General features: G+C 72.9%; 13 protein-coding genes. 1 reads left to right on the forward strand and 12 read right to left on the reverse strand.

The window, feature by feature from the left end:
- Positions 1 to 16: 16 nt before the first annotated feature.
- The 12 genes from pgeF to rsmH all read right to left on the reverse strand — a co-directional run bounded on the left by pgeF (position 17) and on the right by rsmH (position 15,027).
- Positions 17 to 760: a peptidoglycan editing factor PgeF gene (gene pgeF, locus ACSLIC_RS05195; protein ID WP_436736494.1), complete on the reverse strand. Its 744-nt coding sequence runs from the start codon at positions 758 to 760 to the stop codon at positions 17 to 19.
- A gap of 8 nt (positions 761 to 768) precedes the next feature.
- The gene (gene ftsZ, locus ACSLIC_RS05200) at positions 769 to 1,995 is read right to left on the reverse strand and encodes a cell division protein FtsZ (protein ID WP_436736495.1); all 1,227 of its coding nucleotides are present in this window, start codon (positions 1,993 to 1,995) and stop codon (positions 769 to 771) included.
- Positions 1,996 to 2,270: 275 nt separating this feature from the next.
- Complete coding sequence (locus ACSLIC_RS05205; RefSeq protein WP_436736496.1) at positions 2,271 to 3,062, reverse strand: cell division protein FtsQ/DivIB; 792 nt, start codon at positions 3,060 to 3,062, stop codon at positions 2,271 to 2,273.
- A gap of 42 nt (positions 3,063 to 3,104) precedes the next feature.
- Positions 3,105 to 4,202 (reverse strand): undecaprenyldiphospho-muramoylpentapeptide beta-N-acetylglucosaminyltransferase, encoded by a 1,098-nt coding sequence (murG, locus tag ACSLIC_RS05210; protein ID WP_436736497.1) that lies wholly within the window; start codon positions 4,200 to 4,202, stop codon positions 3,105 to 3,107.
- A 6-nt stretch (positions 4,203 to 4,208) separates the two neighbouring features.
- Complete coding sequence (gene ftsW, locus ACSLIC_RS05215) at positions 4,209 to 5,552, reverse strand: putative lipid II flippase FtsW (protein ID WP_436736498.1); 1,344 nt, start codon at positions 5,550 to 5,552, stop codon at positions 4,209 to 4,211.
- A 99-nt stretch (positions 5,553 to 5,651) separates the two neighbouring features.
- Positions 5,652 to 7,097, reverse strand: coding sequence for a UDP-N-acetylmuramoyl-L-alanine--D-glutamate ligase (gene murD, locus ACSLIC_RS05220; protein WP_436736499.1), 1,446 nt, complete (start codon positions 7,095 to 7,097; stop codon positions 5,652 to 5,654).
- Complete coding sequence (mraY, locus tag ACSLIC_RS05225; RefSeq protein ID WP_436736500.1) at positions 7,079 to 8,152, reverse strand: phospho-N-acetylmuramoyl-pentapeptide-transferase; 1,074 nt, start codon at positions 8,150 to 8,152, stop codon at positions 7,079 to 7,081. Before mraY ends, murD begins: the two co-directional genes overlap by 19 nt.
- Positions 8,149 to 9,573 (reverse strand): UDP-N-acetylmuramoyl-tripeptide--D-alanyl-D-alanine ligase, encoded by a 1,425-nt coding sequence (locus ACSLIC_RS05230; protein WP_436736501.1) that lies wholly within the window; start codon positions 9,571 to 9,573, stop codon positions 8,149 to 8,151. The genes mraY and ACSLIC_RS05230 overlap by 4 nt, the downstream gene beginning before the upstream one ends.
- Before the next feature lie 4 nt (positions 9,574 to 9,577).
- Complete coding sequence (locus ACSLIC_RS05235) at positions 9,578 to 11,404, reverse strand: UDP-N-acetylmuramoyl-L-alanyl-D-glutamate--2,6-diaminopimelate ligase (protein ID WP_436736502.1); 1,827 nt, start codon at positions 11,402 to 11,404, stop codon at positions 9,578 to 9,580.
- An 11-nt stretch (positions 11,405 to 11,415) separates the two neighbouring features.
- Entirely contained in the window at positions 11,416 to 13,458 is a 2,043-nt protein-coding gene (locus ACSLIC_RS05240; protein WP_436736503.1) for a peptidoglycan D,D-transpeptidase FtsI family protein, read from the reverse strand.
- Between the two features lie 4 nt (positions 13,459 to 13,462).
- Positions 13,463 to 13,999, reverse strand: coding sequence for a septum formation initiator family protein (locus ACSLIC_RS05245; RefSeq protein WP_436736504.1), 537 nt, complete (start codon positions 13,997 to 13,999; stop codon positions 13,463 to 13,465).
- Positions 13,996 to 15,027 carry a 16S rRNA (cytosine(1402)-N(4))-methyltransferase RsmH gene (rsmH, locus tag ACSLIC_RS05250; protein ID WP_436736505.1) on the reverse strand — a complete coding sequence of 344 codons (1,032 nt, stop codon included), beginning with the start codon at positions 15,025 to 15,027 and terminating at the stop codon, positions 13,996 to 13,998. The genes ACSLIC_RS05245 and rsmH overlap by 4 nt, the downstream gene beginning before the upstream one ends.
- 384 nt (positions 15,028 to 15,411) lie before the next feature.
- Here rsmH and ACSLIC_RS05255 point away from each other — a divergent pair, with 384 nt between their 5' ends.
- The gene (locus tag ACSLIC_RS05255) at positions 15,412 to 15,951 is read left to right on the forward strand and encodes a beta-class carbonic anhydrase (RefSeq protein ID WP_436736506.1); all 540 of its coding nucleotides are present in this window, start codon (positions 15,412 to 15,414) and stop codon (positions 15,949 to 15,951) included.
- Positions 15,952 to 16,160 lie beyond the last annotated feature (209 nt).

The raw sequence follows: 16,160 nt of genomic DNA on the forward strand, positions 1-16,160 counted from the left end.
TCCAGTCCCGCCACGCTCATCGGTCCAGCCACACATAACCGGCGAGCCGCCCTGTGGTTCCCTCACGCCGGTACGAGAAGTGGTCCGCCGACTCCAGGGTGCAGATCTCCGACGCCTGCCGGTCCGTCACCCCGAGCCGCTCCAACTGGGCGTGGACCCCCGCGACCACGTCGACCGCCGGTGTACCCCAGCTCGTCTCGGCGTACGCCGCCGGTTCCACCGCGGCCACCTCGGCGCGCAGCGCCTCGGGAACCTCGTAGCACCGACCGCAGACGGCGGGGCCGGTGCGGGCGGCGATCCGGGCGGGGTCGGCGCCGAGCCCCACCATCGCCTCGACGGCGGCCGGCACCACGCCGGCGGCCATGCCGGGGCGTCCGGCGTGGGCGGCGGCGCAGACTCCGGCGACGGGGTCGGCCAGCAGGACGGGGACGCAGTCGGCGGTGAGGACGGCGAGGGCGAGACCCCGCCGGGCGGTGACCACGGCGTCCCCCTCGGGGACCGGCCGCTCGCCCCAGGCCCCTTCGACCACGGCGACGTCCCGGCCGTGCACCTGGTTCATCCAGACGACGCCGGCGGCGTCGAGGCCGAGGGCCCCGGCAGCGCGGACCCGGTTGGCACGCACCGCGGCGGGGTCGTCACCGACGGCCCCGCCGAGGTTCAGCTGCGCGTACGGAGCGGCGCTCACTCCGCCCCACCGGTCGGTGAAGGCGAAGTGGGCGCCACCCGCGGTGCCGTTCCCCCCGGACGCGGGTCCGGACACCGGCGATATCACTTGAGGAAGTCCGGCACGTCCAGTTCCTCGGCCTGGCTGTCGTACCGGGCCTGGGGAACCTGCGGCACCACCGGGGTGGTGGGCAGGTCGGCGGCCGGGGCAGGCTCCGGGTCGGGGGCGGCCGGCTGGTGGGCCGGCTCCTCGCGCGGGGTGACGCTGCCGAGGCCGCCGAAGGCCGGACGGGCCGGTTCGGCGTTCGCGGCCGGGCGGGCGGCGGGCGCCGGCTCCTCGCGCTTGGCGGAGGAACCGAGGACGTTGTCCCGCTTGGCCGGCGGCTGGCCGCCGTCGAAGCCGGCGGCGATGACGGTGACCCGCACCTCGTCACCGAGGGCGTCGTCGATGACGGCGCCGAAGATGATGTTGGCCTCCGGGTGGGCGGCCTCGCTGACCAGTTGGGCGGCTTCGTTGATCTCGAACAGGCCGAGGTCGGAACCGCCGGAGATGGAGAGGAGGACCCCGCGGGCGCCGTCGATCGACGCCTCCAGGAGGGGGGAGGAGATGGCCATCTCGGCCGCGGCCACAGCGCGGTCGTCGCCACGGGCCGAACCGATCCCCATGAGGGCCGAACCGGCCTCGGACATGACCGACTTGACGTCGGCGAAGTCGAGGTTGATCAGGCCGGGAGTGGTGATGAGGTCGGTGATGCCCTGGACGCCGGAGAGGAGCACCTGGTCCGCGGACTTGAAAGCGTCGAGAACGCTCACCTGACGGTCCGAGATGGACAACAGGCGGTCGTTGGGGATGACGATGAGGGTGTCGACCTCTTCGCGGAGTTCGGCGATGCCGTCCTCCGCCTGGTTGGCCCGGCGGCGCCCCTCGAAGGTGAACGGGCGGGTGACCACGCCGATCGTGAGGGCGCCGAGCGAGCGTGCGATGTTGGCGACGACGGGGGCGCCGCCGGTGCCGGTGCCGCCGCCTTCGCCGGCGGTGACGAAGACCATGTCGGCCCCCTTGAGGACCTCCTCGATCTCCTCGCGGTGGTCCTCTGCCGCCTTGCGGCCGACGGCCGGGTTGGCTCCGGCGCCGAGTCCGCGGGTGAGTTCCCGGCCGACGTCGAGCTTGACGTCGGCGTCGCTCATCAACAGCGCCTGCGCGTCGGTGTTGATGGCGATGAACTCGACGCCCTTGAGACCGACCTCGATCATCCGGTTGATGGCATTGACACCACCGCCGCCGACACCGATGACTTTGATGACTGCGAGGTAGTTCTGCGGTGCTGCCACGTCGAAGGCCTCTCGCCTCGATTACGTGTCGCCGCCGGGCGCTGCCGCTCGGCGGACGACTGATGTCGAATGGGGACGGTCCGAACGCCGACCCGAACCCTAACGTTGACGTTCAGGGTTACCAGTGTGCCTGTTTCCTGGACTGTTCCGGACAGGACACTAAGTCGACAAGCGGCGCGCGTTCAACGAACACGCCGAACCTCCCGTTTTTCTTTTCACCCTATGTGATCACCCGTAGCACGGGCCAACCAGGGTGCTGGCCTGCGGATCCTCCGTCAACCACCTGACGCGGCAGGGGCGGTGGGCACGCTCACGTCGAAGTGACGGGCCTTCGGAGCCGCCTTCAGGAGCGCGGTGAGCGCCTTCGCCTTCGTATCACCCTTCTCGCCGCTTCCCCAGACGACCGTGCGGTTCCCGCTCAACTCCAGCGAGACGGCGTCGAAGGAACGCACCCGTACGGCTCTCAGTTCCCCCCGTGCCGCCGCGGGGACGTCGGTGGTCACGCTGACCGCCTCGGCCCGGAGCCTGCTCGCGGGGAAGCGCCTCAGGCTCGGGGAGCGGGAGGTGTCCAGCTTCAGCAGCGGCACGCCCTTCGGTCGCGTACCCACCGTCGCGAACCGCACGCCCTCCCGGTCCACTTCGCCATATTGTCCGTTCTTCTCGATGATCAGAACGGGCCGCCGTTCACTCACCCTCAACTCGACGCCGTGCGGCCAGGAGCGTTCGACCTCGGCCGTACGCAGCCGGGGCAGTTCGGCGAGGAGCCGGGCGGCGACGGCGCCGGTGTCCACGGAGGCCAGGGGGACCCCCTTCGGCACCGCGGCCGCCTTCTCGACCTGTTCCGGGGTCAGCACCCGGGTCCCCTCGGCGCGGACGGATTCCACCCGCAGCCAGGAGGAGCCGTAGAGAGCCCAGACGGCCGCCCCGCCCAACAGGGCGGCGGCGGCCGCGAGAAGCAGGAGGAGGCGTCCGCGGCGCGGGCCGGGCTCCGGCGCCTTCGCGGACCGCGCGGGCGGCTCCTCGGTCCCGGAGTTCCGCCCGCGCCGGGCGGTCGTCGTTGCGGCCACGCTCCCTGTCGCCTCCTGCGTCGTGGGGGCGTGGGCCGCCCCTCAGTGGTCGGCGCGCCGTGCGGCGATCGCCTCGTACACCATGCCGACGAGCAGGTCGTCGGCGTCCCGGCGGCCGAACTCGGAGGCCGCGCGGGACATTTCGTACAACCGGTGCGGGTCCGCGAGGACCGGCAGCACATTCTGCTGCACCCACTCCGGCGTCAGCTCCGCGTCGTCGACGAGGAGTCCGCCGCCGGCCTTGACCACCGGCTGGGCGTTGAGCCGCTGTTCGCCGTTGCCGATGGGCAGCGGGACGTAGGCGGCCGGCAGCCCGACGGCGGAGAGTTCGGCGACGGTCATCGCACCGGCGCGGCAGAGCATCATGTCCGCCGCCGCGTAGGCGAGGTCCATGCGGTCCACGTACGGTACCGGGATGTAGGGCGGCATCCCGGGCATGTTGTCGACGTGCGGCAGTTCGTTCTTCGGGCCGACCGCGTGGAGGATCTGGATGCCCGCCCGCTGGAGGGAGGGGGCGGCCTGCTGGACGACCTCGTTGAGGCGGCGGGCGCCCTGGGAGCCGCCGGAGACCAGCAGGGTCGGCAGGTTGGGGTCGAGGCCGAAGGCGGCACGCGCCTCGGGGCGGACCCGGGCCCGGTCCAGGGTGGCGATGGCACGGCGCAGCGGGATGCCGATGTAACGGGCGTCCCGCAGCTTGCTGTCCGGGGTGGAGACGGCGACGCCGTGGGCGTACCGGGAGCCGATCTTGTTGGCCAGGCCGGGGCGGGCGTTGGCCTCGTGGACGACGATCGGCACACCGAGCCGCTTGGCCGCCAGGTAGCCGGGGAGGGCCACGTAGCCGCCGAAGCCGACGACCGCGTCGGCCTTGGTGCGCTCCAGGATCTGCTCGGCCGCCTTGATCGTGCCGCGCAGCCGCCCGGGGACGGTGATCAGCTCGGGGGTGGGCTTGCGGGGCAGGGGGACGGCGGGGATCAGCGCCAGTTCATAGCCGCGCTCCGGCACGAGCCTGGTCTCCAGGCCGCGTTCCGTGCCCAGCGCCGTGATCCCCACGGTCGGGTCCTGCCTGCGCAGGGCGTCCGCGAGGGCGAGCGCCGGCTCGATATGACCGGCGGTCCCCCCACCGGCGAGTACGACATGCACCGAAATTCACCGCTCTCCGGACGAGCGCCCGCGGGCGCGCCGTCGCATCGTGTTCCATCTCACCGCTGCCCGCTTCCTGCCGGGCAGTCTCGTGTCCAGTGCCGCCCGGGCGGCCGGGTCCGCCCGCGCGAACGCGATGAGCAGCCCGATGGCAGCCATGGTCGGCAGCAGGGCGGACCCACCGTAGGAGAACAGCGGGAGCGGGACCCCGGCGATCGGCAGCAGGCCGAGCACCGCACCGATGTTGATCACGGCCTGCGCCATGATCCAGGTGATCACACCTCCCGCGGCGTACCTCACGAAGGGGTCCTCCGTGCGTCCGGCCACGCGGATACCCGCATAGCCTAGAGCCGCGAAGAGCGCGAGTACCGACAGCGTCCCCGCCAGGCCGAGTTCCTCCCCGGTGACCGCGAAGATGAAGTCGGTGTGTGCTTCCGGCAGTTGACCCCATTTTTCCACACCCGCACCGAGCCCGGAACCGAAGAATCCGCCGGACGCCAGGGCGTAGCTGCCGTGCAGCGGCTGAAGGCAGATGTCGGCGGGCCCGGCGTCGGTCGCCCCCAGGCAGCTGAGCCGGGCCATCCGGTTGGGGCTGGTCCAGATCAGCAGGGCGCCGATGGCGGCGGCGACCGCGAGGACCGAGGCGAAGAGCCGGGTGGGGGCACCGGCGATCCACAGCAGCCCGAAGAGGATCGCGGTGAGGATCATCGCGGTACCCATGTCGCCGCCGAGCATGATCAGGCCGAGCAGCATGAAGGCGGCCGGGACCAGCGGGACCAGCAGGTGCTTCCACTGGGCCAGCAGCCGCCGCTCCTGCTTGCGGGCGAGCAGGTCGGCGCCCCACAGCACGAGGGCGAGCTTGCCGAACTCGCTGGGCTGGATCTGGAAGGGGCCGCCGAGGGAGATCCAGTTGGTGTTGCCGTTGATCTCCTGGCCGATCCCCGGTACCTGGACCAGGGTCATCAGCGCGACCGAGCCGACGATGATCGGGTAGGCCAGCGCCCGGTGGAGCTTGACCGGCATCCGGGCGGCGAGGATCAGCAGCGTCCCGCCGGCGAGGGCGGCGACGAGCTGTTTGGAGAAGAAGTAGGAGCTGCCCAGGCCCTTGTTGATGGCGTACACCATCGAGGAGGAGTACACCATGATCAGCCCGAGCACGATGAGCAGCGCGCTGGCGCCGACGATGACGTAGTACGCGGTCAGCGGGCGGTCCCAGGCGCGTTGGACGCGGCGCCGGAAGCGGGTGGCCGGGTTGTCGCGCAGGCGGGCGCCGAGGGGGCGCCGGGCCGGGGGCGCGGTGGTGCGCGGGCGCGGCGCGGTGCGCCGCTTCCGGTCGGTGTCGGCCGGCATGGTCGCTGTCCCCTCCAGTCGTCCCCGGCGCGGCGGTTCCTCGCGCAGGCCCGCCCCGCCCTCGGCGGGCGGCGGCGGGCCGGGGGCGGGGTGCGGGGCTCAGGCGTCGGCGGCCAGGGCCCGCACGGACTCGGCGAACGCCTCGCCGCGCCGGTTGTAGTTGGTGAACATGTCCATCGAGGCACAGGCCGGGGCCAGCAGCACGGTGTCGCCCGCCTCGGCGAGGTCCCGGGCGGCCGTGACCGCCGCGGACATCGCCCCAGTGTCGGTCCGGTCCAGGTCGACGACCGGGACGTCGGGGGCGTGTCGGGCGAGGGCCTCGCGGATCAGGGCGCGGTCCCGGCCGATGAGGACGGCGCCGCGCAGCCGGTCGGCGGCGGAGGCGACCAGGTCGTCGAAGGTGGCCCCCTTGGCGAGCCCGCCGGCGATCCACACGATCGGCTGGTAGGCGTTCAGGGAGGCTTCGGCGGCGTGGGTGTTGGTGGCCTTGGAGTCGTCGACGTAGGTGACGCCGTCGACCTCGGCGACCTTCTCGATCCGGTGCGGGTCCGGGGCGAAGGCACGCAGTCCGTCGCGGACGGCGGTGGCGTCCACCCCGTAGGCGCGGGCGAGGGCGGCGGCGGCGAGGGCGTTGGCGATGTTGTGCGGGGCCGGCGGGTTGACGTCGGAGACCTCGGCCAGTTCCTGGGCCTGCCGGTGCCGGTCGGGGACGAAGGCCCGGTCGACCAGGAGCCCTTCGACGACACCCAGTTCGGAGGGGCCGGGGGCGCCGAGGGTGAACCCGACGGCGCGGGCGCCCTCCGCCACGTCGGCGGCGCGGACCAGGGCCTCGGTGGCCGGGTCGGCGGTGTTGTAGACGCAGGCGACCCGGTTGCCCTCGTAGATCCGGCCCTTGTCGGCGGCGTACGCCTCCATGGAGCCGTGCCAGTCGAGGTGGTCGGGGGCGAGGTTGAGGACGGCCGCGGAGTGGGCGCGCAGGGAGGGCGTCCAGTGCAGCTGGTAGCTGGAGAGCTCGACGGCGAGGACGTCGTACGGCTCCTGGGCGAGGACCACGTCGATCAGCGGGGTGCCGATGTTGCCGACGGCCTCGGTGCGCAGGCCGGCCGCGGTGAGGATGGAGGCGAGCATCCGGGTGGTGGTGGTCTTGCCGTTGGTGCCGGTGACGCAGAGCCAGTCGGCGGCGCCCTCGGGCCGCAGCCGCCAGGCGATCTCGACGTCGCCGACGACCTCGACGCCTGCCTCGGCGGCGGCCGCGAAGAGCGGCGAGTCCGGCTTCCAGCCGGGCGAGGTGACGACCAGGTCGGTCGGCTCGGGAAGGGTGTCGGCGTCGCCGAGGCGGACCGCGACGGTGCCGGGGGTGTCCGCCGCGTCGAAGGCGGCGGCGAGTTCGGCGGCGCGCGCCAGGTGCTGCTCGCTCTCACCGCCGTCGACGACGGTGACGTGCGCGCCGAGGCCGGCCAGGGCGCGGGCGGCGCTGATGCCGCTCACCCCGAGGCCGGCCACGGTGATGTGCTGGTCCTGCCAGGTCACTTGATGGCTGCCCATCCTGCGTAGAAGATGCCGAGGCCGACGATGACGCACATGCCCTGGATGATCCAGAAGCGGACCACCACAAGGACTTCGGACCACCCCTTGAGTTCGAAGTGATGCTGGAGTGGCGCCATCCGGAACACCCGCTTTCCGGTGAGGCGGAACGAGCCGACCTGGATCACCACGGACATGGTGATGAGGACGAAGAGGCCGCCGAGGACGGCGAGCAGCAGCTCGGTGCGGGAGCAGATGGCGAGACCGGCGAGGGCGCCGCCGAGGGCGAGCGAACCGGTGTCGCCCATGAAGATCTTGGCGGGCGAGGTGTTCCACCACAGGAAGCCGAAGCAGGCGCCCATCAGCGCGGAGGCCACCACGGCGAGGTCGAGTGGATCTCGTACCTCGAAGCAGGCCGCCGGGTTGGTGAGGAACTCCGCGTTGGCGCAGGACTCCTGGAACTGCCAGACGCCGATGAAGGTGTACGCGCCGAAGACCATGACGGAGGCGCCGGTGGCGAGTCCGTCGAGGCCGTCGGTGAGGTTCACGCCGTTCGACATGGCGAGGATCATGAAGAGCGCCCAGATGACGAAGAGCACCGGGCCGATCTTCCAGCCGAAGTCGGTGACGAACGACAGGCGGGTGGAGGCCGGCGTCTGGTCCCGGTTGTCGGGGAACTGGAGCGCCAGCACGGCGAAGGCGATGCCGACGATGAGCTGTCCGCCCATCTTCGCCTTGGCGCGCAGGCCCAGCGAGCGCCGCTTCACGATCTTGATGTAGTCGTCGAGGAACCCGACGAGGCCCATGCCGGCCATCAGCCCGAGGACCAGGAGACCCGAGAAGGTCACCTGGTAACCGGTGATCAGCTTGGACAGGAAGTACGCGATGATCGTCGCGAGGATGAAGGCGATACCGCCCATCGTCGGCGTCCCGCGCTTGGCGTGGTGCTCGCGCGGACCGTCGTCGCGGATGTACTGGCCGTAGCCCTTCTTGGCCAGCAGCTTGATCAGCAGTGGTGTGCCGATCAGCGTCAGGAACAGTCCAATGACGCCGGAGAGCAGGATCTGCTTCATCATCGGGCGGCGACCTCACCCTCGCCCGTACCGTCCGCCAGCAGAGCGGCGGCGACCTTCTCCAGTCCCACGGACCGGGAAGCCTTCACGAGTACGACGTCGCCTGGGCGCAGCTCGCTGCGCAGCAGGTCGACCGCCGCCTGTGCGTCGGACACGTGCACCGACTCCTCACCCCACGAACCCTCGTTGTATGCGCCCATCTGCAGCCAGGCCGCTTCCCTGCCGCCGACTGCCACGAGCTTGCTCACGTTCAGCCGGACGGCGAGCCGCCCGACGGCATCGTGTTCGGTGAGCGCCTCGTCCCCCAGCTCGGCCATCTGTCCGAGCACCGCCCAGGTGCGGCCCCCCTCGCCGCGGTGGGCGCCGCCCATCGCCACGAGCGCGCGCAGAGCCGCCCGCATGGATTCGGGGTTCGCGTTGTAGGCGTCGTTGACGATCGTCACACCGTCCGGGCGCTCGGTGACCTCCATCCGCCAGCGGGACAGGGACTCCGCCTCGGAGAGCGCTTGGGCGATCTCGTCCACGGGCATGCCCAGTTCCGATGCGACGGCGGCGGCGGCGAGCGCGTTCGACACGTGGTGCTCACCGTACAGGCGCATGGTCACCTCGCCGCACCCGGAGGGTGTGTGCAGCGTGAAGGCGGGGCGGCCGTTCTCCGTGAGCCGGACATTCTCGGCACGGATGTCCGCTTCGGGTGCTTCGCCGAAGGTGACGACGCGCGCCTTGGTGCGTGAGGCCATGTCACGGACGTGACCGTCGTCGGCGTTGAGGATCGCCACGCCGTCCTCGGGGAGCGACTCGACCAGTTCGCCCTTGGCGAGGGCGATCTGCTCGCGGCCGCCGAACTCGCCGATGTGCGCGCTGCCGACGTTGAGCACGACGCCGATCCGCGGCGGGGTGAGGCCGGTGAGGTACCGGATGTGGCCGACGCCGCGGGCCCCCATCTCCAGGACGAGGTGGCGGGTGTCCGCGTCGGCGCGCAGCGCGGTGAGCGGCAGTCCGATCTCGTTGTTGAGGGAGCCGGGCGTCCACACCGTGGGGGCGACGCGCGAAAGGAGCTGCGCGACGAGGTCCTTGGTGGAGGTCTTGCCCGCGGAGCCGGTGAGGGCGACGACGGTGGTGCCCAGGCGCTCGACGACGGCACGCGCGAGCGCGCCGAGGGCACGCTCGACGTCGTCCACGACGAGGGCGGGCACGCCGACGGGCCGGGTCGCGAGGACGGCGACGGCGCCGGTCTCGACGGCGGCGGCCGCGTAGTCGTGGCCGTCGGCCCGTTCACCGGCGAACGCGGCGAAGAGGCTGCCTGGTCCGGCGAGCCGGGAGTCGATCACGACCGGTCCGGTGACCTGGGCGTCCAGGTCCGGTATGTCGGCGGGTTGCCCGCCGACGATGCTGCTGATCTCGGCCAGGGAGAGGGCGATCACAAGTTCATCCCGCGTTCTTCTGAGGGGTTGCCTGTGTGCCAGCGGCCGCCTCGGCGGCCTGCTGGGTGGTGCCCGGCAGGTCCGCGGCGGCCCGGCGGGCCTCGGCCCGCTCGATGGCGGCACGCAGCACCAGCCGGTCGTCGAAGGGGCGGACCACGCCGTTGATGTCCTGGCCCTGTTCGTGGCCCTTGCCGGCGACCAGGACGGTGTCCCCGGCCTCGGCGCGGACGACGGCCTCGGCGATGGCTCCGGCCCGGTCGGCGTCGATGATGACGTCGCCGCGCTCGTGGATGGGTACCTCGGCGGCACCGGCGAGCATGGTGGAGAGGATCGCGAGGGGGTCCTCGGAGCGCGGGTTGTCCGAGGTGAGGACGGCGAGGTCGGCGAGGCGGGCGGCGGCGGCGCCCATCGGGCCGCGCTTGGTGGTGTCGCGGTCGCCGCCGCAGCCGAGCACGATGTACAACCGTCCCTCGGTGACCTTGCGCAGGGCGCGCAGCACCGATTCGACGGCGTCGGTCTTGTGGGCGTAGTCGACGACCGCGAGGTACGGCTGTCCGGCGTCGACGCGCTCCAGGCGGCCGGGGACGCCGGGGACGCCGGCGATGCCGTCGGCGGCGGTCTGCGGGTCGACACCGGCGGCGGCCAGGGTGACGACGGCGGCCAGGGTGTTGGCGACGTTGAAGGGACCGGCCAGCGGCGAGCGGGCGCTGATCCGCTCGCCGGCCGGGCCGACCGCGGTGAAGGTGGAGTCGAGGCTGCCGACCACCACGTCCTCGGCGCGCCAGTCGGCGTCGGGGTGGCCCTCGGCGGAGAAGGAGATGACCGGCACCTCGGCCTCGGTGAGCAGGCGGCGCCCGTACTCGTCGTCGTAGTTGACGACGCCCTGTTGGGAGCGGGCCGCGGTGAAGAGCTGCGCCTTGGCCTGGAAGTAGTCCTCCATGTCGGAGTGGAACTCCATGTGCTCCGGGCTGAGGTTGTTGAAGACGGCGACGTCGAAGACGCAGGCGTCGACGCGGCCGAGGACCAGGGCGTGGCTGGAGACCTCCATGGCGACGGCGCGGACGCCGCGTTCCCGCATGACGGCGAAGAGCGCCTGGAGGTCGGTGGCTTCGGGGGTGGTCCGCTCGGACTTGATGCGGTCGTCGCCGATGCGCATCTCGACGGTGCCGATCAGTCCGGTCGGCGGGACCTCCTCGCCGCTCTCCTTCGCCCGGGCCTCCTGGGCCGCGCGCAGGCCGCCCTCGATGAGGTAGGCGGTGGTGGTCTTGCCGGAGGTGCCGGTGATGCCGATCTGGAGCAGGTCCCGGCCCGGGTGCCCGTAGAGGGTGGCGGCGACCTCGCCCATCCGGCCGCGCGGGTCGCCGACGACGAGGACGGGCAGACCGGTGGCGAGGGCGGGGCCCGCGCCGGCCGGGTCGGTGAGGATGGCGGCGGCGCCGAGACTCGCGGCCTGGGCGGCGAAGTCGGCGCCGTGGACGCGGGCGCCGGGCAGGGCCGCGTAGACGTCGCCGGGGCGCACGGCCCGGGAGTCGTGGGTGATGCCGCCGAGGGCGGTGCCGGCGGGGTTCTCGGCCCCGCGGGCGTCGACGCCGAGCTGATCGGCCAGTTCCGCCAGCGTGGTGGCGGGAACCTGGAGCGGGCGCGGAGGCCCCGGGTAGGTCACGGGAGCACCCTTCAGTGCGGCCTGCGGGGTTTCGGACTGATCAGCGTGGGGCACGGCGGTGAGCGTACCGGGCACACCCCTCCGGTCGCGAAATGAGGGGGCGGCGGGTCCGGTGGCGTCGTCGCCTTCCGAGCGGTGGTTCCCCGGTTCGGGGGTGATCGTATTCACGCGGTTCCTGGTCAGTCCTCGGGGGTGAACGTGACGGGCAGTCGGGCCTGCTTGGCACCGCTGGGCGGCACTTGGAGGGTCTTGAGGGCGAACTCCATGACCTGCTTGTAGACGGGGCCGCAGATCTGGCCGCCGAAGTAGCTGCCCTTGGTGGCGTCCTGGATGGCGCAGTAGACGGTGACGCGGGGTTCGTCGGACGGGGCGAAGCCGGCGAACGACGAGGTGTAGCCCTTGTAGCGGCCGGTCTCCGGGTCGACGCGGTTGGCGGTGCCGGTCTTGCCGGCGACGCGGTAGCCGGGGATGCGGGCCTTGACGCCGGTGCCCTCCTCGTCGTCGACGACGGACTCCAGCATGAGGGAGAGGGCCTTGGCGGTCTTCTCGCTGACCACACGGGTCCTCTCGGGTTCGGGCGCCGGGGTGAACGCTCCGCCGTCGTGGGTGCCGCGGACCAGGGTGGGGGCGACGCGGACGCCGCCGTTGGCGATGGTCGAGTAGACCGAGGCGGCCTGGAGGGCGTTGACGGAGACGCCCTGGCCGAAGGGGATCGTGTACTGCTGCGAGGTCGACCAGTCCTCGGGCGGGGCGAGGATGCCGGGGGTCTCGCCGGGGAAGCCGAGGCCGGTGGGGCGGCCGATGCCGAACTTCCTGAGGTAGGAGTGGAGGACCTGGTTGGCCTCGGGCTGGGTCTTGCCGAGCTGTTCGACGGCGAGGATGGTGCCGATGTTGCTGGACTTGGCGAGCACGCCGTTGAGGGTGAGGTACCAGGTCGGGTGGTCGACGTCGTCCTGGAAGAGGCGGTCGCCGCGGTGCAGCCGGTTGGGGACGGTGACGTGGGTGCCGGGCGTGGCGGCGTTCTCCTCCAGCACCGCCGCCATCGACATGACCTTGGCGGTGGAGCCGGGCTCGTAGGCGTCCTGGACGGCGGCGTTGCCCATCGCGGTGGCGGCTGCCCGGGTGAGGTCGTTGGGGTCGAAGCCGGGGGCGTTGGCCAGCGCCAGGATCTCGCCGCTGGCGGTGTCCTGGACGATGACGTAGCCGCGGGCTGCCTTGGACCGGGTGACCTGTTCGGAGATGGCGTTCTGGGCGGCCCACTGGATGTCGCGGTCGATGGTGAGTTCCAGGCCGGAGCCGGGGACCGCGGGGTCCTCCTCGCTGCCGGCGGTGGGTACCCGGCGGCCGCCCGCCTGGGCGTAGGTGATCCGGCCGTCCTCGCCGGCCAGTTTCTTGTCCCACTGCGCCTCGATGCCGCCGGCGCCCTTGCCGTCGGCGTTGACCCAGCCCAGTATCCCGGCGGCGAGGTCTCCGCCCGGATAGACCCGCTTGCTGGTGGCGGCGGGGAAGATCCCGGCGAGGACGCTGTTCGTCTCCGGGTCGGCGGCCCGGCGCCCGCTCTTCTGGAACTCCTCGGCGAAGCTGCTCTTGAGGTCCTTGATCTGCTTCCACACCTGCGGGGTCTGACGCCGCGCCAGCACCACGTACCGGGTGTCGTCGCGCCGCAGCTGGGCGGTCAGCTCCTCGGCCTCGGCGCCGAGGATCGGCGCGAGGATCTGCGCGGCCTGGAGTGGCGCGTCCTTCTCCCCGGTCCGCTCCGGGGTGAACATCGACGGGTCGGCGGTGACGTCGTACGCGTCGATGCTGGAGGCGAGTTCGACGCCGTTGCGGTCGGTGACCGGTCCGCGTTCGGCGGCCAGCACCCCGCTGTACGAGCGGCTGGCGGCGGCTGCCGCGCCGTACGCCTGCGGGTCGACGGCCTGGAGCTGGAGCAGTCGCCCGACGAAGACCGCCATCACCAGGGTCAGCGCCAACCCGATGAGCCGCAGCCGGGGCCGGGGCCTGCCGAGCCTGAGGCCGGTCCGGCCGGGCGGGGCCTTGGGGGCGCGGGGCCGGGGGGCGGGCCTTCCGGAGCCCTGCCCGGCGTGCGGGCTGCGGCGCTCGGCGGGCTTGCGGGCCGTGCCCTTGGTTGCTGTGCCGGAGCGGCCGGAGCCGGCGCGTGCCCCGCCGGACGGGCGGGCGGGGCCGGGGACGCGGCGGCGCGGGGGTTGCCTGTCGGACACGGCGTCACCTGCCAGGGGTCGGTTCGGCGGGGGCGGGGGTGTCCGAGGGGCTCGGCTCGGGCGCCGGGGTTCCCGGGGCACCTGGGGACGGGCTCGCGGCGGGCGACGGGGCTGCCTCGGCCGACGGCGAAGGGGAGGACGCCGGGGAGGGGCTGGCGCGGACCGGGGTGGGGGCCGGGCTGGGGACGCCGCGGACGGTGCCGTCCCGGTCGAGGAAGACCGGGATGCCGCCGGGGACCAGGCCCAGGGCGTCGGCCCGGCGGCGCAGGGCGTCCGGCCGGGCGTGGGCGTCGACGTCGAGTTGGAGGGCCTGCTGCTCGTCGGTCAGCTCGGTGTTCTCCCGCTTCAGCTCGCTGAGGGTGAAGGAGCCTTCGTTGAGCGCGGAGTTGAGCACCAGCAAGGTGATCAGGCCACCGCCGAGCAGCGCCACGACCAGCAGCACGAACGGGGCGCGGGCGGCACCCGCCGGACCGGCGGGCAGCAGCCGCGCCAGACGGGCGGCGCGGCCGCGCAGTTCGGGCCTGCCCACCTGGCGGCTCACTCCTGGTGCTCCTCGCGGATGCGCTGGGCGCCGCGCAGCCGGGCGGGGGCGGCGCGCCGGTTCTCGGCGACCTCCTCCTCGGTGGGGAGTTCCGCGCCGCGGGTGAGCAGTTTGAGGCGCGGCTGATAGCGCTCGGGGACGACCGGCAGGCCGGGCGGGGCCGTGGAGCCGGCCCCGGCCGCGAGGACCTGCTTGACCAGCCGGTCCTCCAGCGAGTGGTACGACAGGACGGCCAGGCGTCCGCCGACGGCGAGGGAGGCGACGGCGGCGGGGATCGCGCGCTCCAGGACGGCCAGTTCGCCGTTGACCTCGATGCGCAGCGCCTGGAAGGTGCGCTTGGCCGGGTTGCCGCCGGTGCGCTTGGCGGCCTGCGGCAGGGCGTCCCGGATGACCTCGACCAGGCGGGCGCTGGTGGTGAAGGGCTCCTTGGCGCGCTCGTCGACGATGGCGGAGACGATGCGGCGTGCCTGCTTCTCCTCGCCGTAGGCGCGCAGCACCCGGACCAGGTCACCGGGGGCGTAGGTGTTGAGGACCTCGGCGGCGCTGATGCCGGCCGTCTGGTCCATCCGCATGTCGAGCGGGGCGTCCTGGGCGTAGGCGAAGCCTCGGTCGGCCTCGTCGAGTTGCATGGAGGAGACGCCGAGGTCGAAGAGGATGCCCTGGACGCGGGGGATGCCGAGCCGCTCCAGGACCTCGGGCAGTTCGTCGTAGACGGCGTGCACGAGGGTGGCGCGGTCGCCGTAGCGGGCGAGGCGCTCCCCGGAGAGGCGCAGCGCCTCCTTGTCGCGGTCGAGGGCGACGAGGCGGGCGGCGGGGAAGGTGGCGAGCAGGGCCTCGCTGTGGCCGCCGAGGCCGAGGGTGCAGTCGACGACGACGGCGCCCGGTTCGGCGAGGGCCGGGGCGAGGAGGTCGAGGCAGCGGCGGAGCATCACGGGGACGTGGCGGGTGTTGCCGTCCTCGGGGGTCGTCCCCTGGTGGCCCGCGGCGCTCGGCGCGCCGCTCGTCTCGTCTGCGTCGCGCCCCAGCATTGCGCCCTCTCGGTCCGGTGCGGGGCCACTCGGCGCACGGACCTGGTGTCCGCCGGGGGCGGCGCCGCCCGGCGTGCCGTCCCCGGCATCCCGGGTGCCGCCGCCGGCGAGCGGTCGGGAGCCGCGCCGTACGCGCACCGCACGCGTTGGTTCTCTCGGGGGCCCTTCGATGGTCCCCCGGTGCGGCGAGGGCGTGTCGCCCCTGCCACTTCGCGTCACTTTAGTCCACTCGTCCCGCCGGTCAATCAGCCGCTCCGTGCGTCGCCCGGGGTGGTGAGGGTGGCCGGGCAGGGCCGTGTGGATTACCTCACAAGGGGTTCCGTCAGGGCTCTTCGCCCTCTTCCGCGCACACCTCGGGCGCCGACGCGCATTACCGTCGTATCCATGTCGACTCCCGCTCACACCGAAGGCCGCCCGCTCCAGGCCGGCCCCCATGTCACCGACCGCCTCGTCGAGGCCAACGGCCGGTACGCGGCCAAGTTCACCGACCCGGGCATGGACGCGCGCCCGGTGCTGAAGGTGGCCGTGGTGGCGTGCATGGACGCCCGTCTCGACCTGCACGCCGCGCTCGGCCTCGACCTCGGCGACTGCCACACCATCCGCAACGCGGGCGGTGTGGTCACCAACGACGTGATCCGCTCGCTCACCATCAGCCAGCGCGCGATGGAGACCCGCGGCGTGGTCCTCATCCACCACACCAACTGCGGTCTGGAGAACCTGACCGAGGAGTTCCGCGAGGACCTGGAGGCGGAGGTCGGGCAGCGGCCGACGTGGGCGGTGGAGTCCTTCCGCGACGTGGAGCAGGACGTGCGCCAGTCGATGCAGCGGGTGCGGACCTCGCCGTTCCTGCTGCACACCGACGACGTGCGCGGCTTCGTCTTCGACGTGAAGACCGGCGCCCTCACGGAGATCGACCCCGCCTGACGTCGGCCCGCCCGGCCCCCTTCGAAAAACGCGGCAATTCACCGTGAACCCGCATCAGTTGCCCGGATGCGAGTGACACACGCCCTCGGCGGCGACGAGAATGCGCGGGAGGCATCGCGCGACGGCTCTGAGGCCCGCGCGCTGCCCACTGATCGGGGAGGGTCCGGCCGCGCCGTCGCGCACCGGCCCGACAAGGGGCCGAGGAGGGC

Source organism: Streptomyces sp. BBFR102, from assembly GCF_051397025.1.
Taxonomy (GTDB): domain Bacteria; phylum Actinomycetota; class Actinomycetes; order Streptomycetales; family Streptomycetaceae; genus Streptomyces.